Raw genomic sequence first — 24,979 nt, 5'->3', positions numbered from 1 at the left:
GGATGGGTGTCCGGTGCGCTGGCGTGCGCCGGGCACCTGTGATGGCTTCGAGGCCCGGCTGCCATGGCGCTGGCAGCGGCCGGTGGTGAAAACGGACACAAGGTTTCGCCGATGCGGGGGAGCAACAATTAGACTAGGGAGTCGTGTGTTATTTTCTGCACGCAGCCGAACATTCTCCGGAAGGAACCTCCTCGTGTCTGAAACAGCCGCTCGCCCGCTCCGCGTCGCCATCATCGGCGCCGGCCCCGCAGGCGTCTACGCTGCCGATATCCTCACGAAGGCCGAGCGCGAGTTCGAGGTCAGCATCGACCTGCTCGATGCCTATCCGGCCCCCTACGGACTGATCCGCTACGGCGTGGCACCGGACCACCCGCGCATCAAGGGCATCGTCAACGCGCTGCACAAGGTGCTGGACCGCGGCGACATCCGGTTCCTGGGCAACATCACCTACGGGCGCGACCTGACACTGAGTGACATCCGTTCGATGTACGACGCCGTCATCTTCGCCACCGGTGCGATCAAGGACGCGGCCATCGAGGTACCGGGCATCGGCCTGGCGGGCTCCTACGGGGCAGCGGACTTCGTTTCCTGGTACGACGGACACCCGGACGTACCGCGCGAATGGCCGCTGGAGGCCAAGGAAATCGCGGTGATCGGCAACGGCAACGTGGCGCTGGACGTCGCCCGGGTGCTGTCCAAGCACGCCGAGGACCTGCTGGTCACCGAGATCCCGGAGAACGTCTACGCGGGGCTGAAGGATTCACCGGTCACCGACGTGCACATCTTCGGGCGCCGCGGCCCGGCCCAGGTGAAGTTCACCCCGCTGGAGCTGCGCGAGCTCAGCCACAGCCGGGACGTGGACATCGTGCTCTACCCGGAGGACTTCGAGTTCGACGAGGCGTCCGATGCCGCGATCAAGAGCAACAACCAGATCAAGACCATGGTCAACACGCTGACCAACTGGCTGGTCGAGGAACAGGACACCGGCGCCTCACGCCGCCTGCACCTGCACTTCCTGCACAACCCGGTCGAGATCATCGGGGAAGACGGCAGGGTCAGCGGGATCAAATTCGAACGCCAGGAACTGGATGGCACCGGCAACGTCCGGGGGACCGGGGAATTCCTGGACTACCCGGTCCAGGCCGTCTACCGCGCCATCGGCTACTTCGGTTCCGAGCTGGACCAGCTGGAATTCGACGAGCGCCGCGGCGTGATCCCCAACGAGGGCGGACGCGTACTGGGTGCCGACGGAACCCACGTTCCGGGCCTGTATGCCACCGGCTGGATCAAGCGCGGACCGGTGGGCCTGATCGGGCACACCAAGGGCGATGCACTGGAAACGATCGGTAACCTGCTCGAAGACCGGCTGGCACTGCCGGCGGCCGAGCACCCAAGTGAAAGCGCCATCATCGAGCTGCTCGAATCACGTGGCGTGCAGTACACCACGTGGGAGGGCTGGCTGAAGCTGGACGCCCACGAGATCGGTCTCGGAACCGCTGCCGGAACGATCGGGACCCCGGCCGGGGACATCACCCGCACTCGGGTGAAGGTCGTCGACCGTGCGGAAATGGTCGAAATCTCGCGCGGCTAGCCTCCTCCCCGGATGAGCCAAGGGCCCGTGGCCTCCCTCTCCCCAAGAGGGAGGCCACGGGCTCTTCGCGCATCCGAGTGGCGCCGACGAGCTTGGCGCCCAGGGCGTGGTGAGTAGCGGGATGGCTTCCTCGGGCAGACCTGCAGCGGTTCGCCGTCCATCCGGACCCGAATCCGGACCTGAATCAGGTCGCACAGACAGCCATAGCCCAGGAGCATCGCCTCGAGGTCCACCGGTTTCGGTTCACGACGAAGAAGGATTCAGCGTTGCGGCGCATCAGCATCCATGAGCCGGTCGCCGCGGTGCGTCGCCGTGGCCCCATGGCAGGCCGCTCACGGTGAGGGCTCCGACCTCCGCCGTCACGGCCCACAGCAGGAGACAACGTCACGAGCAGGCAACGGATGCCGGATGATGGCGATCAGGCAGTTCCTGCCCGTGTCGGGAACCTCGGCGTAGGATTCGCGCACCCGCTTCTCGGTGAGGGCGAGCACCAGCTCCTGAACGTCCGCCGGCTGGTCGATGGCAAAGAACGAACACACGTCTGCGAGCGCCTCACTTATCCCCGTGCCGTGAGCGGCCCGTTGGCGAGCCAGCACCCGCACCGCATCGGTGGAACGGGCGTTCTGGATCAGGATCCGGGCCAGACCGGCGGTTCGGGACAGGGTCGATCACCTTCACGGCGCCGGCCGTCATGCTGGCTCCGCCGCCGGCAGCCAGCGTGAAGCAGACCACCGCGATCCCGGGTGCCGGACCGAGCTGGAATTTCCCGTGCTTTCAGGCCCGTTGAGAGGCTCGGGTACGCGGAACATGACGCGCAATGCCCGTTCTTTTCCGGCGGGCCGGAAAGGCCCGAACCGGGCGCCCATCAGCCGCAGGCTACTCCTGCTGCAGGTCCGGGCCGAAAACGGAGACCGGCATGCGCACGCAGGGAAAGCGGAAGAGTTGGGTCCACGCGATGCCGAGCTCATCACCACGGGCAGGTCCGAAGGCGGCCAGGCTTTCGGGTAGCTTCATGACAGGCACCACGTGGTTGCCCGGGCGGCCGAGGGGTTCGCCAAGGTCTTTGCCATCATCGGCGTTGACGGCGGGCCCGACAGTTTCTTCCGCATCTGCCTCTGCACTGCAGTTTCCCGGCTGACCTATGCCAACAACACGGGCAACAAGCAGCTGCCGACCAACGAGATCGAGGCCTTCGGCGGGGCGGATGAGCACGCCGAGCCGATCATGGACGAATTCGGAGTGGTGTCCACAGCCTTCAGATTGTTTCCCGAACGCTGGCAGCCGGTGTTCTGGTACTCCGAGGTTGCCGGGACGAAGCCGGTGGCGATATCCCCGCTGCTTGGCTTTTCCGCCAACGCCAGCTCCGCCCTGGCGTGCGTTCCCGCGGAGGACTGCGTCATGCCTATCTTCCATCCCCTGCCGCCGTGACTGCGATCGGCGCAGGAAATTACGCCATCTTCGCCACCCAGCTTGGATCCTTTGCGCGTGCGGGACTCAACGCCCGGAAGGCTGAAAGGTGGGCGATCACCTGGATGAATGTGCCAAGGGCAGGTCGATGACGTGGGTGTCTCCATGCTCGGCATCATCGCAACCCTGTTCCTTGGCCCCCTGTCGTTATTCGGCGGGTGGCAAGCAGCGGGTTCGATGACCGGCGCAACGCCGGGCGCGGCCACCAGTGCGCTCGCGCCGGCAGCACCCTGATATCCAGCGCGGCATCTGGTGCCGGTAGCGCGGTGGGCTCCGGCAGTATGCTCCAAGGTGTCGTAGGAGCCGTGGGAATCGGACTGCCGGCGGTCAGCTGGACCCGCCCACGAGTGTGGCAGCGGCGCCGGAACTGGCAACACCGGCAGTTCGGCACCGGCAGCACCGGAATCCCCGGCGTCGAACGACGCCACGGCTACGGGAGACCCGCCGCCCCCGCGCTGGAACAGGTCGATGCTCCGCGGCGAGGTCGAGTCGACAGTCGAACCTGGGGTTTGAGCTGTCGGCTGGATGGCGGTCGCAGAGCGCTGATGTTCCGGGCAATGACGAAAATGGCTGCGACGCCCCGGATGACCGGTTGACGGGACGCCTGCGCCACGAGGGCTAATCCGCTTCGAAGAGCCGGAGGACCTGGTAGCGACGATTCCGCCTCCCGGCTCCAGACAGCAGCGGCCCGCATCCCCTGGACGGGGATGCGGGCCGCTGTCATAGGGCCGTGGAACTAGTGCTTTCCGGCCATTTCGGCCGCGCCGTCCTTGGCGCCTTCGAGCCCGGCTGCCCAGCCGGCGCGCAGGATTGCACCGAGGTTCGCATCCACGTTCGTCCAGTACTGGAAGAAGCGTTCACGGATGGACTCGATCGAGATGCCGCCGCACTGGCCCAGCAAGGTGGCGTGGAAGCGCTCCTTGGACTCTGCGCTGAAGACCTCGCGGTACAGGGTGCCGGCCTGGCCGAAGTCGCTGTCTTCCGAGCGCAGGGTCTGCGCCGAGCGGACGAGCTCGCCGTCGGTTTCCCAGCTGCCTTCGCCGGCGCGTGCCGCGTCAGCAGCCGGGCCACCGAAGGAGTTCGGGGTGTAGACGCGGGCGTCTGCATCGTTGAAGTGGTACTGCATGGCACCTTCGTGCATGTAGGTACGCACGGTTGCCGCGTGCGGCTGGTTGACCGGCAGCTGGTTGTAGTTGGTGCCGATGCGGTTGCGCTGTGCATCCGGGTAGGAGAACACGCGGGCCATCAGCATCTTATCGGGGCTGATGTCGATGCCCGGAACGAGGTTCGACGGGGAGAACGCTGCCTGCTCGATCTCGGCGAAGAAGTTCTGCGGGTTGCGGTTCAACGTGAAGTGTCCCACCGGGATCAGCGGGTAATCCTTGTGCGACCAGGTCTTGGTGATGTCGAACGGGTTGAAGCGGTAGGTCTTGCCCTCTTCGTACGGCATGATCTGGACCTTGACGTCCCAGGTCGGGAAGTTCCCGGCTTCGATGTTCTCGAACAGGTCGCGACGGTAGAAATCGGCGTCGGCGCCGGCGATCTTCTCTGCCTCTTCGGCTCCCATGTTGTGGACACCCTGACGGGAGATGAAGTGGTACTGGACCCAGAAGCGCTCGCCTTCGGCGTTGATCCACTGGTAGGTGTGCGAGCCGTAGCCGTTCATTTCACGCCACGAGGTCGGCAGGCCGCGGTCGCCCATCAGGTAGGTGACCTGGTGTGCGGATTCCGGGGAGTGCGTCCAGAAGTCCCACTGCATGTCGGCGTTGCGCAGGCCGGAGGCGCCCATGCGCTTCTGCGAGTGGATGAAGTCCGGGAACTTGATGCCGTCGCGGATGAAGAACACCGGGGTGTTATTGCCGACGACGTCGTAGTTGCCCTCGGTGGTGTAGAAGCGAAGTGCGTAGCCACGCACGTCGCGCCAGGTGTCGGGGGAGCCCTGCTCGCCGGCGACGGAGGAGAAGCGCAGCAGCGTCTCGGAGGTGGCGCCCGGCTGGAAAACAGCGGCACGGGTGTACTTCGAAACGTCTTCGGTGACGGTGAATTCACCGAATGCTCCGCCGCCCTTGGCGTGCGGGTTGCGCTCCGGCACGCGCTCGCGGTTGAACGAGGCCAGCTTTTCGACGAGGTAGCGGTCGTGGAGGGCGGTGACGCCGTCCGGGCCGGTGGTCAGCGAGTGCTCGTCGCTGGCGACCGGAGCACCGCTCTGGGTGGTGGTGAAGTTCTCGGTCAAGAGATTCTCCTTCTTAGTGTGGTTGATCAATCTTCTGCAGTGGGGCGGAACCGGCCTTTTCAGCCTCCGCCTTCCGGCAGCCTTCGCAGGTGCCCTGGTACAGGACATCGGCAATTTGTATGGTCATGCCGTGTGAATCCGAGGGCGTCAGGCAGGGGGCGTGGCCCACCGCGCAGTCGACGTCTTCGATACGCCCGCAGGCGGTGCATACGGCATGATGGTGGTTGTCGTTCGCCCGCGTCTCGTAGAGTGCCGCCGAGCCAGGGGGCGTGAACCGCCGCAGCAGGCCCAGTCCGGTCAGGTCGTTGAGTACGTTGTAGACCGACTGCATGGACAAATCCGGCAACTCGGAGTGGACCTTGGTGATGACAGCATCAGCCGAGGAGTGCGGATGGTTTTCGAGCACGTTGAGCACGGCCAGGCGCTGGCGGGTTACCCGCAGGCCGTGGTCGCGTAATTGTGCTGGGAAGTCCATGACATTCATTTCATCCTCTTATTTTGATGAAGTCAAGATAAGGCGCGATTAATTCATGATGAACTCCTCGAAATATCTGGTTGGACCATTCTGACGTGGTGTTACGCCAGCATGTTGTGATTGGGCTGGAACATGGTTTCGTGATCATGGATCCGTTTGATGTCCAGTAGGCGGTGCATGGAACCGGAGCCATGGACCGGTGCCTTAGATCCGGAACGGATCCGGGGCTCGGCGCCCATGAAGTCCGGGAATTCGTCCCCCGTGGAATACGGCTGCGTCCCCGAAGCCAGCGACCGGACATGCCCGGCCTCTGGCCGGGTTGATTGACGCGGCCCCGACACAGGTTTTCCGCTGCGGTGGAAGCAGGGTCAATGGCGGCACGGCACGGAAAGCAAGCACGGTTTTGCTGAGCCCAGTCGCTAGACTCGTCCGATGCCCCGACTTCTAGCCGATCTGACCCCGCTGCGCGAGAGCCCGGCATTCCGCCGATTATGGATCGGTAACTCGCTCTCGGCCGTGGGCAGCCAGCTGACGCTGGTCGCTGTCAGCCTGGAAATCTACAAACTCACCAACTCCTCCTTCCACGTCGGACTGCTGGGCCTCTTTGCGTTGGTGCCGCTGGTGTTGGCCGGGCTCTACGGCGGATCCATCGCCGATGCACACGACCGGCGAAAGGTCGCGCTCGGCTCGGCGATCGTGCTCTGGGCCGCCACCGCGGGCATTGCGGCCCAAGCCTGGCTGCAGGTGGACAACGTGTGGGTGCTCTACGGGCTGGTCGCCATCCACTCGGGTGCCGGGGGCATCAATCAGCCGGTGCGCGGGGCCATCATCCCGGCCATCGTCGGCGCACGGCTGCTACCGGCGGCAAACTCGCTGAACATGGTCACCTTCGGCATTGCGATGATGGTTGGACCGCTGCTCGGAGGGTTGCTGGTGGCGAGGATTGGCTACGGCTGGACCTACACGATCGATGTCGTCACCTACGCGGCCGCCGTCTGGTCGGTCTACCGTCTGCCCTCCCTGCCCCCGGTCGGTGCCGGGGTGAAGGCCGGGCTCCGATCGGTCGTTGACGGCTTCAAGTTCCTGGGGACGCAGCCGAACCTGCGGATGACGTTCTTCATCGACCTGGTTGCCATGATCATGGCCGCCCCCCGGGCGCTGCTCCCGGCCATCGGGGCGGTCTTGATCGGCGGGGACGAGCTGACCGTCGGCATCCTGCTGGCCGCGACGGCGATGGGCGCGTTCCTGGCCGGCCTGTTCTCCGGTTCGCTGGGCCGGATCCACCATCAAGGCAGGGCTGTATTCATCTCGGTGTGTGCCTGGGGGCTGAGCATCCTCGCCTTCGGCGTCGTGGTGATCATGGCCCGCGGCACCGGGCTGCCGCCGGGCGGAGGCGCCAACGCCTGGATCTGGCCCGCGGCCGCCTGCATGGCAGGGGCCGGCATAGCCGATGCGATCAGCTCGGTCTTCCGCACCACGATCCTGCAAACCGCGACGCCGGACCATTTGCGCGGTCGGCTGCAGGGTGTGTTCATCGTGGTGGTGGCCGGCGGTCCTCGGGTGGGGGAGATCCTTTCCGGCGGGGTGGCAAGCGGCATCGGCGAGGGCTGGACGCTGGCGCTGGGAGGGCTGGCCTGCATTTTGCTGGCCACCGTCTTGATGCGTTGGCAGCCGGGCTTCCTGCGCTATGACGCGCGGGATCCGCGGCCCTAAGATGGGGAAGGCCACGGGAACAGCCGGAGCCCGTGGTGCGTTGATGCTGATAGAGGGGGCCCCATAAGGGCCCCGACGGTACCGACGCCGGCGGGCACACGAGGAGCATCATGACAGTGCACAATCACAACAACGGATTGAAGACAGCCGCTCTGCTGGGTGGAATGTTTGCCGTCCTGCTGGCGTTGGGCGCACTGATCGCCTCCGGTACGGGCAACTCCAGCTTCATCTGGATCTTTGCCGGCATCGGCTTGGCCACCACCGCTTACGGCTACTGGAATTCGGACAAACTGGCCATCCGCTCGATGCAGGCCTACCCGGTGACCGAGGCCGAGCAGCCGGCCATGTACCGGATCGTCAGTGAGCTTTCAATCGCGGCGCAGCAGCCAATGCCGCGGCTCTACGTCTCGCCGACCAACGCCCCGAACGCGTTCGCCACCGGACGGAACCCGCAGAACGCCGCGGTGTGCTGTACCGAAGGCATCCTTGAGTTGCTCACGGAACGTGAGTTGCGCGGAGTGCTGGGCCATGAGCTGATGCACGTCTACAACCGGGATATCCTCACCTCGTCGGTCGCCGCGGCCGTGGGCGGAGTGATCACCTCGATCGCCCAGTTCATGCTCTTCTTCGGAGGTGGAGACCGGCGCAACGCCAACCCGCTGGCCATGATCGCCCTGGCCTTGCTGGCGCCGCTGGCCTCCACCGTCATTCAGATGGCCATCAGCAGGACCCGCGAATACGATGCCGACGAGGATGGCGCGAAGCTCACCAATGACCCGCTTGCCCTGGCCTCGGCGCTGAACAAGCTGGAAACCGGGGTGCAGCTGGCCCCGCTTCCCGACGACGACCAGCATCTGGTCAACACCTCGCACCTGATGATCGCCAATCCGTTCCGTGCCGGGGCGGCACGCAAGCTCTTCGCCACGCACCCGCCGATGGCCGACCGCATCGCCCGGCTCGAGGGCATGGCCGGACGCAAACTCGGATCCTGACCCGGGTTCGACGACGTAATAATTCCGAGGGACCGGTTCCGCATCTTGGTGCGGCCCCGGCCCCTTCTGCGTTTCCGGGCCCGGGGCAGCCACGGGATGTGCGCCCGTGCGCAGGCTGTAATCAGCGCCGAAGCCCGCGGGAGGGTCCCGGGGCAAGCCTGCGGGAGGTACCGGGTCGAGTGGAGCCGGAGTCCTCGTGCTGCCGGGAAGGGTCAGTGAAGGCCGTGTTGATTTTGCAAGATCAGGTGGGTGGGGCGTAATCTCTGAAGGAAATGTAAGCCTTGCCTAATTCGCGGCGGTTGTCCGTGGAGGGTGGGGATTCCGTCTGACAGCCAAGACTAAGGTGCAGCATGACCGCCAACTTCCTGATCGGACTACGCGAGGGGCTCGAAGCCGTCCTCGTCGTGGTCCTGCTTCTTGCCTACCTGAAGAAGAGCGGACGAACACACCTGTACCCGAGGATCTTTGCCGGTGTCGGCGTCGCCGTGGCCATCTCGCTGGCCTTCGGGGCGATCCTGACGTTCGGCCCGCGCGGACTGACCTTCGAGGCGCAGGAAGCCATCGGCGGAGGACTGTCGATCCTGGCCGTCGGCTTCGTGACGTGGATGGTGTTCTGGATGGCGACGGCATCCCGCACCATGGCCTCGGATTTGCGCGGAAAGGTCGATACCGCGGCCGACGGTTCAAGCTGGGCGCTGGTTCTGGTCGCGGCGCTGGCGGTGGGTCGCGAGGGACTGGAAACGGCTCTCTTCCTCTGGGCGGCCACCCGGGCCACCGGTGAAACCTGGGAACCGCTGCTCGGGGCCGGACTGGGCATCCTGGTAGCGGTCGGACTCGGCGTCTTGCTCCACCGGGGCGCGGTGCGCATCAACCTGTCCAAGTTCTTCACCTGGACCGGGGCCGCCCTGATAGTCGTGGCGGGCGGCGTGCTCGCCTACGGGGTGCACGACCTGCAGGAGGCGGGCATGGTGCCGGGCCTGCACAACCTTGCTTTCGACGTCTCCCACATCATTTCTCCGTCGGGATTCCTCGGAACGCTGCTCAAGGGAGTCTTCAATTTCTCCCCGGCAACGACCTGGCTCGAAGCCATCGTCTGGGTGCTTTACGTCGTTCCGGTCATGTTCATCTACCTGCGCCGCGTCAACGCGGTCAAGCCTCCCCAGGCGGCCGTTCAGCCCGCCGAAGCCACCGCTTAATTTCTCACCTCCAGCTTCACAGATCGAAGGAACAGCATGAAAATCACTGCCCCCCTCTGTGCCACGGCGGCCGTTGCCCTGGTTGCGCTCACCCTCACCGGATGCACCGAGAACACTCCGGAGTCCTCCGGCGACGGTTCGGTCCAGATCACCAGCACCGCCGACGCCTGCGACGTCTCGACCGCGACGGCGCCCGGGGGAACCGTGAAATTCCAGATCAAGAACGCCGGCACCCAGGTGACCGAGTTCTACCTGCTGGCCGAGGACGGACTGCGGATTGTCGGTGAGGTGGAGAACATCGGCCCCGGACTCAGCCGGGACCTGATCGTCATAGCCCCCGAAGGCAAGTACATCACCGCCTGCAAGCCGGGCATGATCGGAGAGGGAATCCGTGCCGACTTCGCGTTGACCGCAGCCCCCGCGGGCCAGGCCGTGAGCGCAGACCGCGCCAAGCTGGGCGAAACGGCAGTCACGCTCTACACCGCCTATGTCAAGGACCAGATCGAGCAGCTGGTCACCGGGACCGGTGACTTCGCCGACGCGTTTGCCGCGGGCGACACCGCCAAGGCGAAGGAACTCTACGCCGCTGTACGCATGCACTGGGAGCGCATCGAGCCGGTGGCCGAGTCCTTCGGTGACCTGGACCCGATCCTCGATGCACGCGAGGCCGATTTGGAACCGGGGCAAAAGTGGACCGGATGGCACCGTGCCGAGAAGGACCTGTGGCCGCCGGCGACGGGCTACACCGCTATGACCAAGGCCGAGCGCGGAAAGCTTGCCGAGAAGATGGTCGCCGACACCAACGAACTGGCCAAGCGCGTCCAAGACCTGGAATACAACCCGGCAACCCTGGCCAACGGCGCGAAGGAACTGCTCGATGAAGTGGCCACCGGAAAGGTCACCGGCGAGGAGGAAATCTGGTCGCACACCGACCTGTGGGACTTCCAGGCCAACGTCGATGGCGCCCGCATTGCCTATGAAGACCTGAAGCCGCTGCTGGCCGGATCCGCTGCGGCGCTCGATGAGCAGTTGCAGAACCGGTTTACCGACCTGCAAAAACTGCTCGACCAGCACAAGCGTGGCGCGGGTTTCATTTACTACGATGAGCTCACCGAGGCGCAGAAGACGGAACTGAGCTCGGCGGTCGACGCATTGGCCGAACCGCTGTCCAAACTCACCGCAGCCGTGGCGAAGTAGCCGACATGTCTCTCTGGCGTTCCCGCTCAGACCGGTCCCATGGCGCTGGACCCAGCCGACGTTCCCTGCTGACCGCCGCCGGCGCCGGCGGGCTGGGCGTCGCCGCGGGTGCGCTGGGGCACTCGGTCGCAGCGAATGCCGCACCGCGGATGGCGCTTGTCTCCGACGTCGTGCCCTTCTACGGCGAGCACCAGGCGGGCATCGACACACAGGCCCAAGACCGGATGCACATGGCGGCCTTCGATGTCACCGCCACCGGACGCGAGGAACTGATCGCCCTGCTCACCGAATGGACGGCGGCGATCGAGCAAATGACCCGCGGGGCCGAGGTCGGACAGGACGGAGCCACCGGAGGGGACTACGAGGCTCCGCCCGAAGACACCGGGGAGGCCATTGACCTGTCGGCGTCCAACCTGACAGTCACCGTGGGATTCGGCCGCTCGCTGTTCACCGACGGCAGGAAGGCCCGCTTCGACCTCGGGGGCAAGCTTCCCGAGGCGCTGATCTCGATGCCGCATTTCCCCGGGGATTTCCTCGAGGAGGCCAGGAGCGGCGGGGACATCGTCGTGCAGGCTTGCGCCGATGATCCGCAAGTCGCCGTGCACGCTGTGCGCAACTTGGCACGGATTGCCTTCGGACGTGCTCGCGTGCGCTGGTCCCAGATTGGTTTCGGTCGGACCTCCTCGACTTCCGCGACGCAGAAAACGCCGCGGAACCTGTTCGGATTCAAGGACGGAACGGCCAACATCATGTCCGAGGACGGTGCCGCGCTCTCCGAACATGTCTGGGTCAAGGGGGCCCAAGGTCCCGAGGCGTGGATGAACGGCGGAAGCTACCTGGTCGCACGGCGGATCAGGATGCACATCGAGACCTGGGACAGGTCCCCGTTGGGGGATCAGGAAAGGATCATCGGGCGTACCAAGCGCGGGGGAGCACCGCTGTCCGGCGGTGATGAATTCACCGAGCCGGACTTCGAGATGCCCGGCCGCGGTGGGCCGGTCATGCCAGTGGACTCCCACGTGGCCATCGCCCACCCTAGGGTTAATGGCGGGGTAAGAATGCTGCGCCGCGGATTCAACTACACCGATGGTTCCGACGGGCTGGGCCGGCTCGATGCCGGGCTGTTCTTCATCGCCTTCGTCGTGGATCCGCGAACCCACTACGTGCCGATGCAAAATGCCATGGCAAAGAACGATGCGCTCTCCGAATACCTCAGGCACACCGGGTCCGGGCTCTTCGCCGTGCCTCCCGGGGTGCAGCCCGGCGGGTATCTGGGGCAGGGCCTGTTCGAACTCTGAGAGAAGCAACTAGATTGGCCCGCTGGGCAGGCCATTGGAAACGCTGGACCTATCGACGGGGAAATAGCTGCGAATACCCCTATCTCAATGATTGCCTGGGGGCTGCAGCATCACCAAGGATGGTTGAGCGTCCACTGGATCGAATAGACACCCACATCAAATTGCATCTGGATGAATTCGGGTAAATGGATCCGGGCCCCTTACCGGTAAGGGGTCTCGTTGTTACTGATCGGTTGCCGGCAAGGTCAGCGATCGAACTATTGCACTTGGTACTTGCGAACAGCTGATGCATTCGCGGTGCGCAAGAATGCGCGAGGGCCGCAGCCATCGGAAGGATGGCTGCGGCCCCTGGAAGCTCTTCAGGCTCTCACGCTAAGAGCCATGGCCAGCTGGGCCATCGGCGAGTGCCTAGCGGAAGTTCACGAACTGAAGGTCGGACTCTTCGAAGGTGCGCAGCAGTGCCATGGTTGCTTGCAGATCATCGCGGGACTTCGAGGAGACGCGGAGCTCATCGCCCTGAATGGTGGATTTGACGCCCTTGGGAGCCTCGTCGCGGATCAGCTTGTTGATCTTCTTGGCAACGTCCTGGGCAATGCCCTCGACGATGGACGCCTCGATCCGGTATTCCTTGCCCGAGGCAAACGGCTCGCCGCATTCCAGGGACTTCAGGCTGATGTTGCGCTTGACCAGTTTGCTCTGGAAGACGTCCAGGACCGCTTTGACGCGTTCCTCGGAGTTGGCCTTCATCAGGATTTTTTCACCGCTGAAATCGATCTCTGCCCCGACGCCCTTGAAATCGTAGCGCTGCACAATTTCCTTCTGGGCCTGGTTCAGTGCGTTGGACACTTCCTGGCTGTCGACCTTGCTTACGACGTCGAACGTTGAATCGCTAGCCATTCGATCCTCCTTGGGGTAGTAAATAACGGGTTTAGTACCAGCCTACCGGGGTCCGGCAACAGCCTGAAGTCCGGGGTGCGACATGCCAGGGACGCCCTTGATTTTATTATTCGCGAAAATGTGTGTAGAGTTTCTACTCGTTCCCAAGGGGAATGTTCGGCAGATTACCCGAGCGGCCAAAGGGGGCTGACTGTAAATCAGCTGGCAACGCCTTCACTGGTTCGAATCCAGTATCTGCCACCGAACATGAAAGACCGGCTTCCTTACCTACCTAAGGAAGCCGGTCTTTCGCTTTAAAGACGACGGCTCGTTCTGTGTTCCGCATCCCGGGGTTTCGGCGCTCCGGGCTTCATGCGGCCAGCCGTTCGGTCATCGGCGCCACGTAGACATCCCACAGCAGCATGTACGATCCTGGCCGAGCATTCAGGACGGCGTTGTAATGGGCCCATTGCCATTCGGTGGCCCCATTGGCGTCCGCCGGTGCGGGAGGGCATCGCCCGGGGGTGAGCCAAAGCCGCCCGTCCCAGATGGCCTGCAGCGCTCCGACCGACGTCGCTGCCGAATCCGAGGCCGCGAGCCGGCGCGGGTAGGACGCCTTCTCCCGAATGGTTTCGCTCGGTGCCATGGCGAATGGGCACGATTGGATGATGGACAAATCGACTGGCAGACTGTTCACATATTTTTCCGCCAGCATTATTCCTTCGGCCAGTGCCCGGCGCACGGAATCCCCCGTGGTGATGAGCAACAACGTGCAGCGTGCCATGGTCTTCGCCTCTCTGGGTTTTCCCCGAGGTTAGGACTGCTGGGGGAAGTGCCGCCAGGGGCCGGAGCCGCCGTGTGGAAAACTGCGGAGAAACGGCGCAAAACGGACCGGAGACGGGTCGGTTTCCCCACAGTGAACCGAGGAAAGGGGACATCATGTGCAACAACGGTTAAGGTAGGCATATGGCTACCATTGATATGACCGAGACCGAATTTACCAAGACGCTTGAAACGAACGAGATCGTTTTCGTGGATTTCTGGGCCGCTTGGTGCGGTCCCTGCCGTCAATTCGCACCGGTTTACCAGCAGGTTTCCGAGAAGTACCCCGAGGTGAAGTTCGCCAAGGTGGACACCGAGGCGGAACAGGGCTTGGCCCGCGCCGCAAACATCACCTCCATCCCGACGCTGATGGCTTTCCGCGACTCCGTGCTCGTGTTCTCGCAGCCCGGCGCCCTGAATGCCTCGCAGCTTGAGGACCTCGTCGTCGCCGTCAAGGGCATTGACATGACCGAGGTGCACGCCCAGATCGCCGAGCAGGAAGCCCAAGCCCAGTAACCTCGCTCAGCGGTGCCGGTGGTCCATCGGCGCCAACCGCGGGCCGAACGCCTGCTTTTTCACCCCGGAGAGCCCCAGCAAGCGCACGACGCGCTGGCGGTGCCCGCTCCACGGTTCAAGTAGTTCAAGCATCCGCGCATCATCGACCCGTCGCCCGGTGAGGGCCTGGCCCACAAAGGCAGCCAGATGGTAGTCGCCCACCGAGACGTGGTCCGGGGATCCGTGGGTTCGCTGCAGTGTCTCGGCGATGGTCCAAAGCCCGATCCCGGGAAGCGATGCCAGTGCCGCATCGACCCCTATCCCGTTGCGCGGATCAAGCCCACCCAATGGCCGGGAACCCCAGCGCTCCAGTGCTGGCGCGACCGCTGCCGCGCGAACCGCGGAGCTGGAGCGTTGTGCATCAACCCGGGCCGCGTGCCATTGCCAGGGTGTAACGGCACGGATGGCTGCCGGCGTCGGGGGCAAACGCATTCCCTGCGGTACCGGTCCCGGGGGCCGTTCCCCGAAGTTCATCGCCAGGTAACGCCACGCGAACCGCGCCTCGATGGTTGTCACGCGTTGTTCCAGAACCGCTATCAACAGGGCGTCGAACATCCGTCCGGTAGAGGGAAGCCGCAATCCCGGGTGTCGTCGTCTGGCCTCGGTCACCAGAGGTGGCAGCGATGCGCTGAATCCCCGTTCATCGAAGCCTGACCAGTCGTCCCCGGCGCCCAGCAGGCGTGGCGCCCCCGCAACGGCGGCCCCTGCACCCGGGCCCCAGGCACTAATGAACACCGGGGACGCGCCGCCGGCCCCGGCCTGGAGTCCCTTCCGTTGCAACAGCAGCGTTACGGGCCCCTCGGTAGTGGAAAAGCACAGCCAGGCTTCGTAGCGGCCGACCTGTACACAGGGGTCAGCTGAGCCGCGCTGGAGAACCGCGAGCGTGCCGGACAGGGAATAGGGCCCCCTCGGATCCCATGACCCCCGCGCCTCGGCAGCGGGCAGGTGGCCAGGAACGGTGTCCGGGATCGATTGCTCCATGCCTTCCATGGTGCCACCGCCGGCACTCCAATACGCCACCAATGCCCTCCGCGGCCCAATGGTGACGTTTAGCTACGCCGGGCCTCCCGCGCGGTCCAGCCCGCCGGTAGAGTCTGGCTCATGAAATACGCCTCCACAGTCCTGGACCTGATCGGCAACACTCCGCTGGTGAAGCTCAACCACGTCACCGCCGGGCTCGCCGCGACGGTGCTGGTCAAGCTCGAATACCTGAACCCGGGCGGAAGCATCAAGGACCGGATAGCGCTGAAGATGATCGAGCGTGCCGAGGCCTCCGGCGAGCTGCTTCCCGGAGGAACCATCGTGGAACCCACCAGCGGGAACACCGGGGTCGGGTTGGCCCTGGTCGGGCAGATGAAGGGCTACAAGACCATTTTCGTCACCCCGGACAAGGTCGGGGAGGAAAAGCGCGACGTGCTGCGGGCCTATGGGGCCGAAGTCGTCGTCACCCCCACCGCCGTGGCTCCGGATTCCCCCGAGTCCTACTACGGCGTCTCGGACCGGCTGGTACGGGAGATCCCCGGGGCCTACAAGCCCGACCAGTTCTCCAATCCGGCCGCCCCCGACAGCCACTACGGCTCCACCGGGCCGGAAATCTGGAACGACACCGACGGGCTGGTGACCCATGTGGTCATCGGCGCGGGCACCGGGGGCACCATCACCGGTACCGGCCGCTACCTCAAGGAGGCCTCGGCTCACCGCGCGTCCGGCCCGGTGCGGGTCATTGCCGCTGACCCCGATGGCTCGGTCTACTCCGGGGGAACCGGGCGCCCCTACTTCGTGGAGGGAGTGGGGGAGGACATGTGGCCAGGGAATTACGACCCGAGCGTCCCCGACGAGGTCATTGCCGTCTCCGACGCGGACTCGTTTGCGATGACCCGCCGCCTGGCCAAGGAGGAGGGCCTGCTGGTCGGCGGCTCTTCGGGCATGGCGGTGGCCGCCGCGCTGCGCGCCGCCGGCGACCTGCCCGCCGACGCGGTGGTGGTGGTGATCCTGCCCGATGGCGGGCGCGGCTACCTGGCCAAGATCTTCAATGACGACTGGATGCGCTCCTACGGCTTCATTGCGGACCACGGGGACCATACGGTCGAGGCACTGCTCGCGGCCAAGGGAGCGAAGTTGCCCGACCTGATCCACGCCCACGCCGGGGATACGGTGCGCGACGTCATCGGGATCATGAACGAATACGGCGTCTCCATCCTGCCGGTGCTTTCCACCGAGCCGCCGGTACGGATCGGGGAGGTGCGCGGCTCCATCGACGAGCGCACCCTCACCGAGCGGCTTTTCCGCGGGGAGATAGCGCTTACCGATGCCATCGGCCCATTGATCGGCCCGCGGCTGGAGCTGATTGGCGCCAGCGACTCGGTCGACGCGGCCCGCAGCGGGCTCCAGCACCGGGACGCGCTGCTGGCCACCCGCGACGGCGCCGCCATCGGCGTGATTACCCGCCACGACCTGCTTTCCTACCTCACCCACTGAAGGAACACACGATGAGCATGCCCACACCTGGATTCAACACCCGCGCCATCCACGCCGGACAGGGATTCGAACCCCGCACCGGGGCAGTGGTGCCGCCGGTGCACTTCTCTTCCACCTACGCCCAAGACGGCATCGGCGGGTTGCGCGACGGCTACGAGTACGGCCGCGGCACCAACCCGACCCGCGACTCGCTGCAGGAACAGCTGGCAGCCTTGGAAAACGGCACCCACGCCTTCTCTTTCTCCTCCGGCCTGGCCGCCGAGGACTCGCTGATCCGCGCGCTCACCGGCCCCGGGGACCACATCGTGCTCGGCAACGACGCCTACGGGGGCACTTACCGGCTGATCAACCGGGTGCTGGGGCCGTGGGGGATCGGCAATACGCCGGTTGACCTCTCCGACGCCGGTGCCGTCACTGCGGCACTGGCAGCCTACCCGGTTAAACTGGTCTGGGTGGAGACGCCCTCGAACCCGATGATGCGCATCACCGATATCGCGGCGCTCGCCGATGCCGCCCACGCCGTCGGGGCGCTGCTGGTGGTGGACAACACGTTCGCCTCGCCGTACCTGCAGCAGCCGCTTGATCTGGGCGCCGACGTAGTGGTGCACTCCACCACCAAATACATCGGCGGGCACTCCGATGTGGTCGGCGGGGCCGTCATCGTGAAGGACGCGGAGCTGGCTGAGAAGATCGGCTTCGTGCAGTTCGCCGTGGGGGCCGTCTCGGGGCCGATGGACGCGTTCCTGACCACCCGCGGGCTGAAGACCCTGGGTGTGCGGATGGACCGGCACTGCACCAACGCGCAGGCGGTGGCGCAGTGGTTGCTCGCGCGGCCCGAGGTGGAAGCCGTGCACTACCCGGGGCTCGAGTCACACCCGGGCCACGAGCTGGCCAAGAAGCAGATGAGCGGTTTCGGCGGCATGGTCTCGGTGCAGTTGGCCGGGGGAGAGGCGGCGGCGCGCAGCATTGCCGAATCCACGCGGGTGTTCACCCTGGCAGAATCCCTGGGTGGGATCGAATCGCTGATGAACTACCCCTCGGAAATGACCCACGCCTCGGTGAAGGGCACCGAGCTGGCCGTCCCCGTGAACCTGCTGCGGCTCTCGGTGGGCATCGAGGACGTGGCCGATCTGCTGGCCGATCTGGAACAGGCCTTCAGCCAGCTGTAGGGGGCGGACCCGGTCCCGCCTATTCGGGAACGACCTTCCGGGGTGCGACGTTGACCCGGCGCTGCGCGTGGTCATACTCCATCACCTGGGCCCCGCCGATCCAGACGCGCAGCGCCCGGGACATGACATCGAGCGGATCCCCGCTCCACAACACCAGGTCCGCGTCCTTGCCCGCCTCCAACGAACCGATCCGCTCTGCCAGCCCCAGCACCCGGGCCGGGTTAATGGTGATCGAGCGCAGCGCCGTCTCGCGGTCCAGGCCCTCCTTTACCGCCAGCGTGCACTGGTGGACCAGGAAGTTGATGGGGATCACGGGGTGGTCGGTGATGATGGAGATCTGTACCCCGGCGTTGGCCAGCCTGCCCGGGTTCGCCAGCGAGCGCCCGCGCAGCTCCACTTTGGACTTGGTGGTGAATAGCGGGCCGATCAGCACCGGGATGTTCCGCTCGGCGATCAGGTCACCCAGCACGTGGGCTTCGGTACCGTGGTCCAGGACCAGGTCGTAGCCGAACTCCTCGGCCAGCCGCAGCGCAGTGGCGACGTCGTCGGCGCGGTGGCAGTGTTGGCGCCACGGGATCTCGCGGCGCAGTACCGATGCCAGTGCCTCCAGCTTCGCGTCGTACGGTTTCGGGTCTTCCTGGGCCAGGTAGTTGCGTGCGGCGATGAATGCCTCGCGGATCACCAACGCGTTGCCCAGCCGGGTGGACGGAGTTTTCTTCTGGGCGCCGTAGATTCGTTTCGGGTTCTCACCGAGGGCCGATTTGATCCCGCTGGGTGCGCGCAGCACCATCTCGTCGATGTAGCGCCCGTGCGTATGGATGGCGGCGGCTTGCCCGCCGATCGGGTTGCCCGAGCCCGGATTGACGTTCACCGTGGTGATACCGCCGGCCAGTGCGTCGTCGAAGCCCGGATCGAACGGGTCGATGGCGTCGATGGCGCGCACTGCGGCCATATTCGGATCGGTCATCTCGTTCACGTCGGAGGTGGAGCCGTCCTCTCCCTCCGGATGCATGCCCAGATGCACGTGCGCATCGATGAATCCCGGCAGCAGCCAGGAGCCCGCGGCATCGATGGTTTCGGTGCCCTCCGGGATGGGCACATCCGGGCCCAGGGCGCCGATGCGCCCCTCGTTCACCAGCACAGTGCCGTCAAAGGCGGGAGCGGTGACGGGAACGACGTGGGCGTTGATGATGGCGAGGTTCGGCATGGCTGCTGGCTCTTCCGGTCGACGAGGTGGGGTGCGTCACACGATACCGGTTTCGGCGACCAGCGGGGCTCAGCGGCCGGTGCGGCTGCGTTCGGCCTTGCGGGCCGCCCGGGCGGACTGGGACTGGTCCTTGAAGAAGGACATCGAGGCCGGCAGCCAGAGCAGCACCACTCCGATCAGCAGCACCATGGCTGGCAGCCCGAAGCGCAGACCGCGGGTCAACATCGGAATGCCGGCGATCAGCCCGAACCAGGTCAGCGTCGTACGCCCGGCGAGCCTGCCGCGCCACAGCTGGTAGCCGCCGGTGCCCAGCACCACCGCCGCCCCGCACAGGGCCAGGCCCAAGGTGATGAAGCCGGTACGCTGCCCGGGGTCCCGCAGTGCCGCATTGCCGAAGAACCCCGCGCCCACCGCCAGTGCCGCGAGGGCCAAGGTCAGCCACCAGCCGGTGGCCAGGCGCAGAACGCCGGGCTTATGGCGCATCAGCGTTTGACCGATGGGATCTGGTGCGTGCGCACGTCCTCAGCGCTCCAGCATTCGAGCCCATCGAGTTCGGGCATTTGGTCGGCGGTGAAGACCGGGTCCAGCCCCTTTTTGCTCTGGTTGGTGTAGTTGCGCAGCAGCTTGAACACGATGCCCGACAGCAGGGCAATGGCCACCAGGTTGATCAGCGCCATCAGGCCCATGACCCCATCGGCGAAGTTCCAGATGACGTCGGCCGAGGACAGCGCGCCCACCAGCACGGCGAGCGTTGCCAACAGCCGGTAGCCGAACATGACCTTGGTGCTCTTGGTGATGAAGCCGATGTTCGATTCGCCGTAGTAGTAGTTGCCGATCACCGAGGAGAAGCCCAGTAGGAAGATGATTAACGTCAGCACCGATCCGGCCCAGGCCCCCAGCGAGGTGGTGAGCGCCGACAGGGTCAGCTCGATGCCGCGGCCCGCGCCGACCGGATCCTGGATCGATACCAAGATGATGAAGGCGGTGATCGAGCAGATCAGGAACGTATCGAAGTAGACGCCCAGGGTCTGGACCAGACCCTGCTTGACCGGGTGCGTCACCGATGCGGTGGCGCCGGCGTTCGGGGCCGATCCGAGGCCGGCCTCGTTGGAGAACATGCCGCGCTTGATGCCCTGCAGGATCACGGCACCCAGCCCGCCGCCGATGGCCGACTGGACGTTGAATGCCTCGGAGAAGATCTCGGCGAAGACCACGGGGATCTGCTCAAGATGCATCAGCATCACCGCCACGCCCAACGCCAGGTAGAGCACCGCCATGGACGGAACCAGGGCCTCGGTGACCTTGGCGATGCGGCGGACCCCACCAAAGACGACGGCGGCCGTCAGCACCGACAGCACCACGCCGACCACGATCAGCAGGGTGCCATTGCTGGAATCGGAGTTGCCGAAGGCGCCGGCCGCCGAGGCGGCGATCGTGTTGGCCTGCAGCGAGCTGAAGGCGAAGGGGAAGCAGACGATCAGGATCACGGCGAAGGCAACACCCATCCAGCGGGCCTTGAGGCCGCGCTGCATGTAATAGGCAGGCCCGCCGCGGTAGCCGTCCTTGGTCTTGACCTTGTACAGCTGGCCCAGCGTCGACTCGACGAAGCTGGAGGCGCCGCCGATGAACGCCATGGCCCACATCCAGAACACGGCACCCGGGCCGCCGACGGCGATGGCAGTGGCGACACCGGCGATGTTGCCGGTACCCACGCGTGACGCTGCGGAGATGGTGAAGGCCTGGAAAGAGGAAATCGACTTCTTCTCCCCGCTCTCGTCCACCAGCGCCTTGTCCGTCAGGGTGCGGAACATGGCCGGGATCATCCGGAACTGCACGGCCTTGGTCCGGATCGTAAAGTAGATGCCCACGATGGCCAGCACCGGCAGGACGGCGTAGGTCCAGAGCAGGTTTCCGTAGTCGGCAAACCAATCGGCAAGGGCCGCATTCTCAAGAAACTCCATGCGTCGGAGAATACCGTAACGTCGCTCATGAGGGCAGGGTCGTGCGCGGCGAAAACGCCGGATGGCGCCGACGGCCCGACACGTCGGGATAGCGGGTGTGCTCAAGTTCACCGTGGAATCGCCGTCGGGTACTCCGAATCAACGCTAAGGTTAAGTGTTCACTGTTTCCGGCTTCCCTTGCATTCTGCCCAATTTTTGAGGCAGGAGCTTTATCGTGTGTGAACCCGCGTTTTGCGGGCAGTGTCATATGGGGAGCAGCCGGACCACTTAGTGATGAGTCCGAATGTGCTGCGGAAGGCCACTCGATTTACGAGTTGCCTTACCCGCCCCTATGAATGAGGTAATTCCTTATGTCTAACGACATGCCCAAAAACGCCACTCCCGACGAAGATACCGTCGAGGAAAACCCGATTCTCTTCTCCGATCTCGGACTTGACGGCCGCGTCCTCGCCGCCGTTGCCGACCTCGGCTACGAAAAGCCGTCCCCGATCCAGGCGGCAACCATCCCGCTGCTGCTCGCGGGCCACGACGTTGTCGGCGTCGCCCAGACCGGTACCGGCAAGACCGCTGCGTTCGCGCTTCCGGCACTGTCGAAGATGGCAGAGCTTGCGGACCTGAACGGTACCGCCCGCAAGACCCAGGTCCTGGTCCTGGCACCGACCCGCGAGCTGGCGCTCCAGGTTGCCGAGGCCTTCACCTCCTACGCCAAGCACATGGGCGACTTCACTGTCCTTCCGGTGTACGGCGGCTCGCCGTACGGCCCGCAGCTCGCCGGCCTCCGCCGCGGCGCCCAGGTTGTCGTCGGCACCCCGGGCCGCGTCATCGACCACATCTCCAAGGGTTCGCTGGACCTCTCGGACCTGCAGTACGTCGTGCTGGATGAGGCAGATGAAATGCTGCGCATGGGCTTCGCCGAGGAAGTCGACAAGATCCTCGAAGCCACCCCGGAAAACAAGCAGGTCGTGCTGTTCTCGGCGACCATGCCTTCCTCGATCCGCCGGATCTCCAAGCAGTACCTGCGCAACCCGCAGGAAGTTTCGGTCAAGTCGAACACCTCGACCGGCAAGAACATCACCCAGCGCTATGTGCAGGTCATGGGCCCGCACAAGCTGGACGCGCTGACCCGCATCCTCGAGGCCGAGCCGTTCGACGGCGTCATCGCCTTCGTGCGCACCAAGATGGCCACCGAGGACCTCGCCGATAAGCTGAAGGCCCGCGGCTTCATGGCTGCAGCCATCAACGGCGACATCCCGCAGCAGCAGCGTGAGCGCACCATCGAGAACCTGCGCAACGGCAAGATCGATATCCTGGTCGCCACCGACGTCGCGGCCCGCGGCCTGGACGTCGAGCGCGTCAGCCACGTCGTGAACTACGACATCCCGCACGACACCGAGTCCTACGTGCACCGCATCGGCCGTACCGGCCGTGCCGGCCGTAAGGGCGACGCGATCCTCTTCATGACCCCGCGCGAGAAGTACCTGCTGCGTGCCATCGAAAAGGCCACCCGCCAGTCGGTCGACCTGATGCACCTGCCCAGCGTCGACTCGGTCAACGACAAGCGCCTGGCCAAGTTCGCGGACCAGATCGGCGAGACCATTTCCTCGCAGGACCTGACTGTCTTCCGCAACCTGGTGGAGAAGTTCTCCGCCGAGCACGTGGACATCGACGAAGTCCAGATCGCCGCCGCGCTGGCCCACATGGCCCAGGGCGGGCGTCCGCTGCTGATGCAGGAAATGCCCGTTGCTCCGGCCAAGCAGGCCCGCCTGGCCAAGGGCGGCAACGACGGCTTCGGTTCCCGCGGCCCGACGCGTGCGCTCACCGAGGGCAACGCCACCTACCGCCTCGCGGTCGGCCGTCGCCAGCGGGTCATGCCCGGCTCCATCGTTGGCGCCCTCGCTAATGAAGGCGGCCTGACCAGCGCCCAGATCGGTGGCATCGACATCCGTGCCGACCACACCCTGGTCGAGCTCCCGGCGGATTTGTCCTCCGAGCAGCTGCAGTCGCTCTCCCGCACCCGCATCGGTGGCGAACTGATCCACCTCGAGCTGGACAACGGTCGTCGTCCGGCCCGCGAAGAAGGCGGCAGCAGCTACGGTGGCGCACGCCGTGAAGGTGGCGGCGGCGGTTACCGCGGCGGCAACGGCGGCGGCGGCTACCGTGGCGGCGAAAGCCGTGGCGAAGGTGGCGGCGGCTACCGTGGCGGTGAAAGCCGTGGCGAAGGTGGCGGCGGCTACCGTGGCGGTGAAAGCCGTGGCGGCGGCAGCAGCTTCGGCGGATCGCGCAAGCCGCGCACCGCCGGTGGCACCGGCGGCCCGCGCCGTCGCGACTACTAAGCACCCGGTCTGACCAGACCACAGGAACCCCCGTTCCCCTCCGCCGCAAGGTCGGAAGGGAAACGGGGGTTCCCTGCTTTCCGGGCTCGGCCGGGAAGCGGCGGCTAGGCTGGCCCCATGGACATTGACATGGACGAGGATCTCTTCGACGGACCGGCCATGCCGGCTCCGGGGCCCCTGCCCTCGGAGTCGAAGCTGGTATCGGAAGCGATCCAGGCCTCCGTTGCACAGGTCTCCATGGGGCAGTTGCGCCATGTGAGCGGCTATCGTCCCTTCGTGGGCTATTGCGCCCGGCAGGGGGTGAGTGCAGTTGAGCTGGCCCGGAACATCGACCTGCTGATCGGTTTCCTGCGCGCGCATGGAGTCGAACTCGCCGCCAACCCCGAACTGCGGGACGCCGCGGCGGTTTTTGCCGCCAATTCCCTCGTGCTGCTGCGCCCCGATGCGCGCTGGCTGGGGATCAGCGGGGGCTCACCGCTGGCCGGTAACGACGATACGCAATTCGAGACGCTGCACCTGGTCGACGGGCTGGCGGGGCTCCCCCAGGATTCCCTCGACGGCCTGCTCAAACACCTGCACGCCTGGGCGGATGAACCCGTGGACGATAGCCCGGAGCTCGAGCCGCCCGCCCTGGCCGCCCGCGATGAACCCCGGTTTACCCGTCCGGTGCTGCCCGTGGCTAGCTACGTCGATACCCGGGGTGAACCGATCGACTACGGGAACCGCTGGACCCAGCGTGAGGTGCCGGAGAGCGCCTACGAGGACAGAAGCCACCTTGAACGCTTTGTAGGGCTGCACGCGGTCGCCGCGGCCCTGATACGGCATCTGGAGGCGTCCTACGACGTCAGGGCAATTGAACTGACACCGACGGGCGCACCGGGCGAGGGGCCGGAGCGGATCCTGCGTGCAGTGCTTCTTGAACCAGCCGGAGGCCAAGGCGCGCCCCTGGAATTCGTCGTGACCGATCCTCCGGCAGCCAAGGTGCGGGCCGGGGTGCTGAACACCTTCGTCTTCCCGTCGTGTGATTGCGACGCCTGCGACGAGACGGCATCGACCGCGGCCGATGGGCTGGAGGGCATTGTCCTGTCCGTGGTAGCGGGTGGATACCGGGAACGATATCCCTCCGGGCCGAAGCGGCTAAGCGAATATGCGTTGACCGGCCTCGACGGATCGGGATCCAGCTTCGGTCGGGGAGAGCCCGAAACCACCGAACCCGAGGTGCTCCGCGCCGCCGAGGATCGGTTGCGGCTCATTCCGGAGGGATGGCAGGCCTGGCCGCTTCGCTCCCGCTGAGCACGGTGTCCGATGCCGGCGTCCGGGCGATGTGCACCGCGGATGTGCGGCGTTCGTGAGGCGGAATACCCGGCAAATCCACAATTTCTTGTGCGCCTCATCACAAAGGCCTGGCTTGATTTC

General features: G+C 65.5%; 23 protein-coding genes and 1 tRNA gene. 14 read left to right on the top strand and 10 right to left on the bottom strand.

The window, feature by feature from the left end:
• The first annotated feature begins 193 nt into the window (after positions 1 to 193).
• A complete protein-coding gene (locus tag E9229_RS01315) occupies positions 194 to 1,591 on the top strand; it encodes an FAD-dependent oxidoreductase (RefSeq protein ID WP_183509444.1) in 1,398 nt (465 codons plus the stop codon).
• A gap of 359 nt (positions 1,592 to 1,950) precedes the next feature.
• On the opposite strand, the gene E9229_RS01310 is transcribed toward E9229_RS01315, so the two are convergent.
• Together E9229_RS01310 and E9229_RS01305 are read right to left on the bottom strand one after the other, a co-directional pair.
• Positions 1,951 to 2,130, bottom strand: a complete 180-nt coding sequence (locus E9229_RS01310; RefSeq protein ID WP_183509443.1) for a hypothetical protein — start codon at positions 2,128 to 2,130, stop codon at positions 1,951 to 1,953.
• Positions 2,131 to 2,467: 337 nt separating this feature from the next.
• Positions 2,468 to 2,605, bottom strand: coding sequence for a hypothetical protein (locus E9229_RS01305; RefSeq protein ID WP_183509441.1), 138 nt, complete (start codon positions 2,603 to 2,605; stop codon positions 2,468 to 2,470).
• A gap of 12 nt (positions 2,606 to 2,617) precedes the next feature.
• On the opposite strand from E9229_RS01305, the gene E9229_RS01300 reads away from it, so the two are divergent.
• Together E9229_RS01300 and E9229_RS01295 are read left to right on the top strand one after the other, a co-directional pair.
• Positions 2,618 to 3,019 carry a hypothetical protein gene (locus E9229_RS01300; RefSeq protein WP_183509439.1) on the top strand — a complete coding sequence of 134 codons (402 nt, stop codon included), beginning with the start codon at positions 2,618 to 2,620 and terminating at the stop codon, positions 3,017 to 3,019.
• Positions 3,020 to 3,127: 108 nt separating this feature from the next.
• The gene (locus E9229_RS01295) at positions 3,128 to 3,292 is read left to right on the top strand and encodes a hypothetical protein (RefSeq protein ID WP_183509438.1); all 165 of its coding nucleotides are present in this window, start codon (positions 3,128 to 3,130) and stop codon (positions 3,290 to 3,292) included.
• A gap of 502 nt (positions 3,293 to 3,794) precedes the next feature.
• On the opposite strand, the gene E9229_RS01290 is transcribed toward E9229_RS01295, so the two are convergent.
• Positions 3,795 to 5,291 (bottom strand): catalase, encoded by a 1,497-nt coding sequence (locus E9229_RS01290; protein WP_183509437.1) that lies wholly within the window; start codon positions 5,289 to 5,291, stop codon positions 3,795 to 3,797.
• Positions 5,292 to 5,304: 13 nt separating this feature from the next.
• Positions 5,305 to 5,775: a Fur family transcriptional regulator gene (locus E9229_RS01285; RefSeq protein ID WP_183509436.1), complete on the bottom strand. Its 471-nt coding sequence runs from the start codon at positions 5,773 to 5,775 to the stop codon at positions 5,305 to 5,307.
• Positions 5,776 to 6,198: 423 nt separating this feature from the next.
• Here E9229_RS01285 and E9229_RS01280 point away from each other — a divergent pair, with 423 nt between their 5' ends.
• From E9229_RS01280 to efeB, 5 genes are all read left to right on the top strand, one after another.
• Positions 6,199 to 7,479, top strand: coding sequence for an MFS transporter (locus tag E9229_RS01280; RefSeq protein ID WP_183509434.1), 1,281 nt, complete (start codon positions 6,199 to 6,201; stop codon positions 7,477 to 7,479).
• Between the two features lie 116 nt (positions 7,480 to 7,595).
• Positions 7,596 to 8,471 carry a zinc metalloprotease HtpX gene (gene htpX / locus E9229_RS01275; RefSeq protein WP_183511801.1) on the top strand — a complete coding sequence of 292 codons (876 nt, stop codon included), beginning with the start codon at positions 7,596 to 7,598 and terminating at the stop codon, positions 8,469 to 8,471.
• Between the two features lie 350 nt (positions 8,472 to 8,821).
• Positions 8,822 to 9,667, top strand: a complete 846-nt coding sequence (efeU, locus tag E9229_RS01270) for an iron uptake transporter permease EfeU (RefSeq protein ID WP_183509433.1) — start codon at positions 8,822 to 8,824, stop codon at positions 9,665 to 9,667.
• A gap of 36 nt (positions 9,668 to 9,703) precedes the next feature.
• Positions 9,704 to 10,864 carry an iron uptake system protein EfeO gene (gene efeO / locus E9229_RS01265; RefSeq protein ID WP_183509431.1) on the top strand — a complete coding sequence of 387 codons (1,161 nt, stop codon included), beginning with the start codon at positions 9,704 to 9,706 and terminating at the stop codon, positions 10,862 to 10,864.
• Between the two features lie 5 nt (positions 10,865 to 10,869).
• Positions 10,870 to 12,162 carry an iron uptake transporter deferrochelatase/peroxidase subunit gene (gene efeB, locus E9229_RS01260; protein ID WP_183509429.1) on the top strand — a complete coding sequence of 431 codons (1,293 nt, stop codon included), beginning with the start codon at positions 10,870 to 10,872 and terminating at the stop codon, positions 12,160 to 12,162.
• A gap of 408 nt (positions 12,163 to 12,570) precedes the next feature.
• Here efeB and E9229_RS01255 read toward each other — a convergent pair whose 3' ends face one another.
• A complete protein-coding gene (locus E9229_RS01255; RefSeq protein ID WP_183509428.1) occupies positions 12,571 to 13,059 on the bottom strand; it encodes a YajQ family cyclic di-GMP-binding protein in 489 nt (162 codons plus the stop codon).
• Between the two features lie 158 nt (positions 13,060 to 13,217).
• Between E9229_RS01255 and E9229_RS01250 the strand changes: the two genes are divergently transcribed.
• Positions 13,218 to 13,299: transfer RNA gene (locus E9229_RS01250), tRNA-Tyr, on the top strand.
• 109 nt (positions 13,300 to 13,408) lie between these two features.
• On the opposite strand, the gene E9229_RS01245 is transcribed toward E9229_RS01250, so the two are convergent.
• Positions 13,409 to 13,822, bottom strand: coding sequence for a hypothetical protein (locus E9229_RS01245; protein ID WP_183509427.1), 414 nt, complete (start codon positions 13,820 to 13,822; stop codon positions 13,409 to 13,411).
• A 182-nt stretch (positions 13,823 to 14,004) separates the two neighbouring features.
• Between E9229_RS01245 and trxA the strand changes: the two genes are divergently transcribed.
• A complete protein-coding gene (gene trxA, locus E9229_RS01240; RefSeq protein WP_183509425.1) occupies positions 14,005 to 14,376 on the top strand; it encodes a thioredoxin in 372 nt (123 codons plus the stop codon).
• 6 nt (positions 14,377 to 14,382) lie between these two features.
• Here the strand turns inward: trxA and E9229_RS01235 are convergent, their stop codons facing one another.
• Positions 14,383 to 15,396: a DNA-3-methyladenine glycosylase family protein gene (locus E9229_RS01235; RefSeq protein WP_183509424.1), complete on the bottom strand. Its 1,014-nt coding sequence runs from the start codon at positions 15,394 to 15,396 to the stop codon at positions 14,383 to 14,385.
• A gap of 120 nt (positions 15,397 to 15,516) precedes the next feature.
• Between E9229_RS01235 and E9229_RS01230 the strand changes: the two genes are divergently transcribed.
• Together E9229_RS01230 and E9229_RS01225 are read left to right on the top strand one after the other, a co-directional pair.
• Positions 15,517 to 16,893 (top strand): cystathionine beta-synthase, encoded by a 1,377-nt coding sequence (locus E9229_RS01230; RefSeq protein WP_183509423.1) that lies wholly within the window; start codon positions 15,517 to 15,519, stop codon positions 16,891 to 16,893.
• A gap of 11 nt (positions 16,894 to 16,904) precedes the next feature.
• Positions 16,905 to 18,062, top strand: coding sequence for a cystathionine gamma-synthase (locus E9229_RS01225; protein ID WP_183509421.1), 1,158 nt, complete (start codon positions 16,905 to 16,907; stop codon positions 18,060 to 18,062).
• A gap of 19 nt (positions 18,063 to 18,081) precedes the next feature.
• Here E9229_RS01225 and E9229_RS01220 read toward each other — a convergent pair whose 3' ends face one another.
• The 3 genes from E9229_RS01220 to E9229_RS01210 form a co-directional block, all read right to left on the bottom strand.
• Positions 18,082 to 19,269 (bottom strand): amidohydrolase, encoded by a 1,188-nt coding sequence (locus tag E9229_RS01220; RefSeq protein ID WP_183509420.1) that lies wholly within the window; start codon positions 19,267 to 19,269, stop codon positions 18,082 to 18,084.
• Positions 19,270 to 19,338: 69 nt separating this feature from the next.
• Positions 19,339 to 19,752, bottom strand: a complete 414-nt coding sequence (locus E9229_RS01215) for a hypothetical protein (RefSeq protein ID WP_183509419.1) — start codon at positions 19,750 to 19,752, stop codon at positions 19,339 to 19,341.
• The gene (locus tag E9229_RS01210; protein WP_183509418.1) at positions 19,752 to 21,230 is read right to left on the bottom strand and encodes an alanine/glycine:cation symporter family protein; all 1,479 of its coding nucleotides are present in this window, start codon (positions 21,228 to 21,230) and stop codon (positions 19,752 to 19,754) included. Before E9229_RS01210 ends, E9229_RS01215 begins: the two co-directional genes overlap by 1 nt.
• Positions 21,231 to 21,580: 350 nt before the next feature.
• Between E9229_RS01210 and E9229_RS01205 the strand changes: the two genes are divergently transcribed.
• Together E9229_RS01205 and E9229_RS01200 are read left to right on the top strand one after the other, a co-directional pair.
• Positions 21,581 to 23,563 carry a DEAD/DEAH box helicase gene (locus tag E9229_RS01205; protein ID WP_183509416.1) on the top strand — a complete coding sequence of 661 codons (1,983 nt, stop codon included), beginning with the start codon at positions 21,581 to 21,583 and terminating at the stop codon, positions 23,561 to 23,563.
• A 117-nt stretch (positions 23,564 to 23,680) separates the two neighbouring features.
• The gene (locus E9229_RS01200) at positions 23,681 to 24,856 is read left to right on the top strand and encodes a DUF6226 family protein (protein WP_183509415.1); all 1,176 of its coding nucleotides are present in this window, start codon (positions 23,681 to 23,683) and stop codon (positions 24,854 to 24,856) included.
• Positions 24,857 to 24,979: the final 123 nt, after the last annotated feature.

The sequence above is a fragment of the Paeniglutamicibacter cryotolerans genome (assembly GCF_014190875.1).
In the GTDB taxonomy this organism is placed as follows: domain Bacteria; phylum Actinomycetota; class Actinomycetes; order Actinomycetales; family Micrococcaceae; genus Paeniglutamicibacter; species Paeniglutamicibacter cryotolerans.
This window is presented reverse-complemented; position numbering and strand designations above follow the sequence as displayed.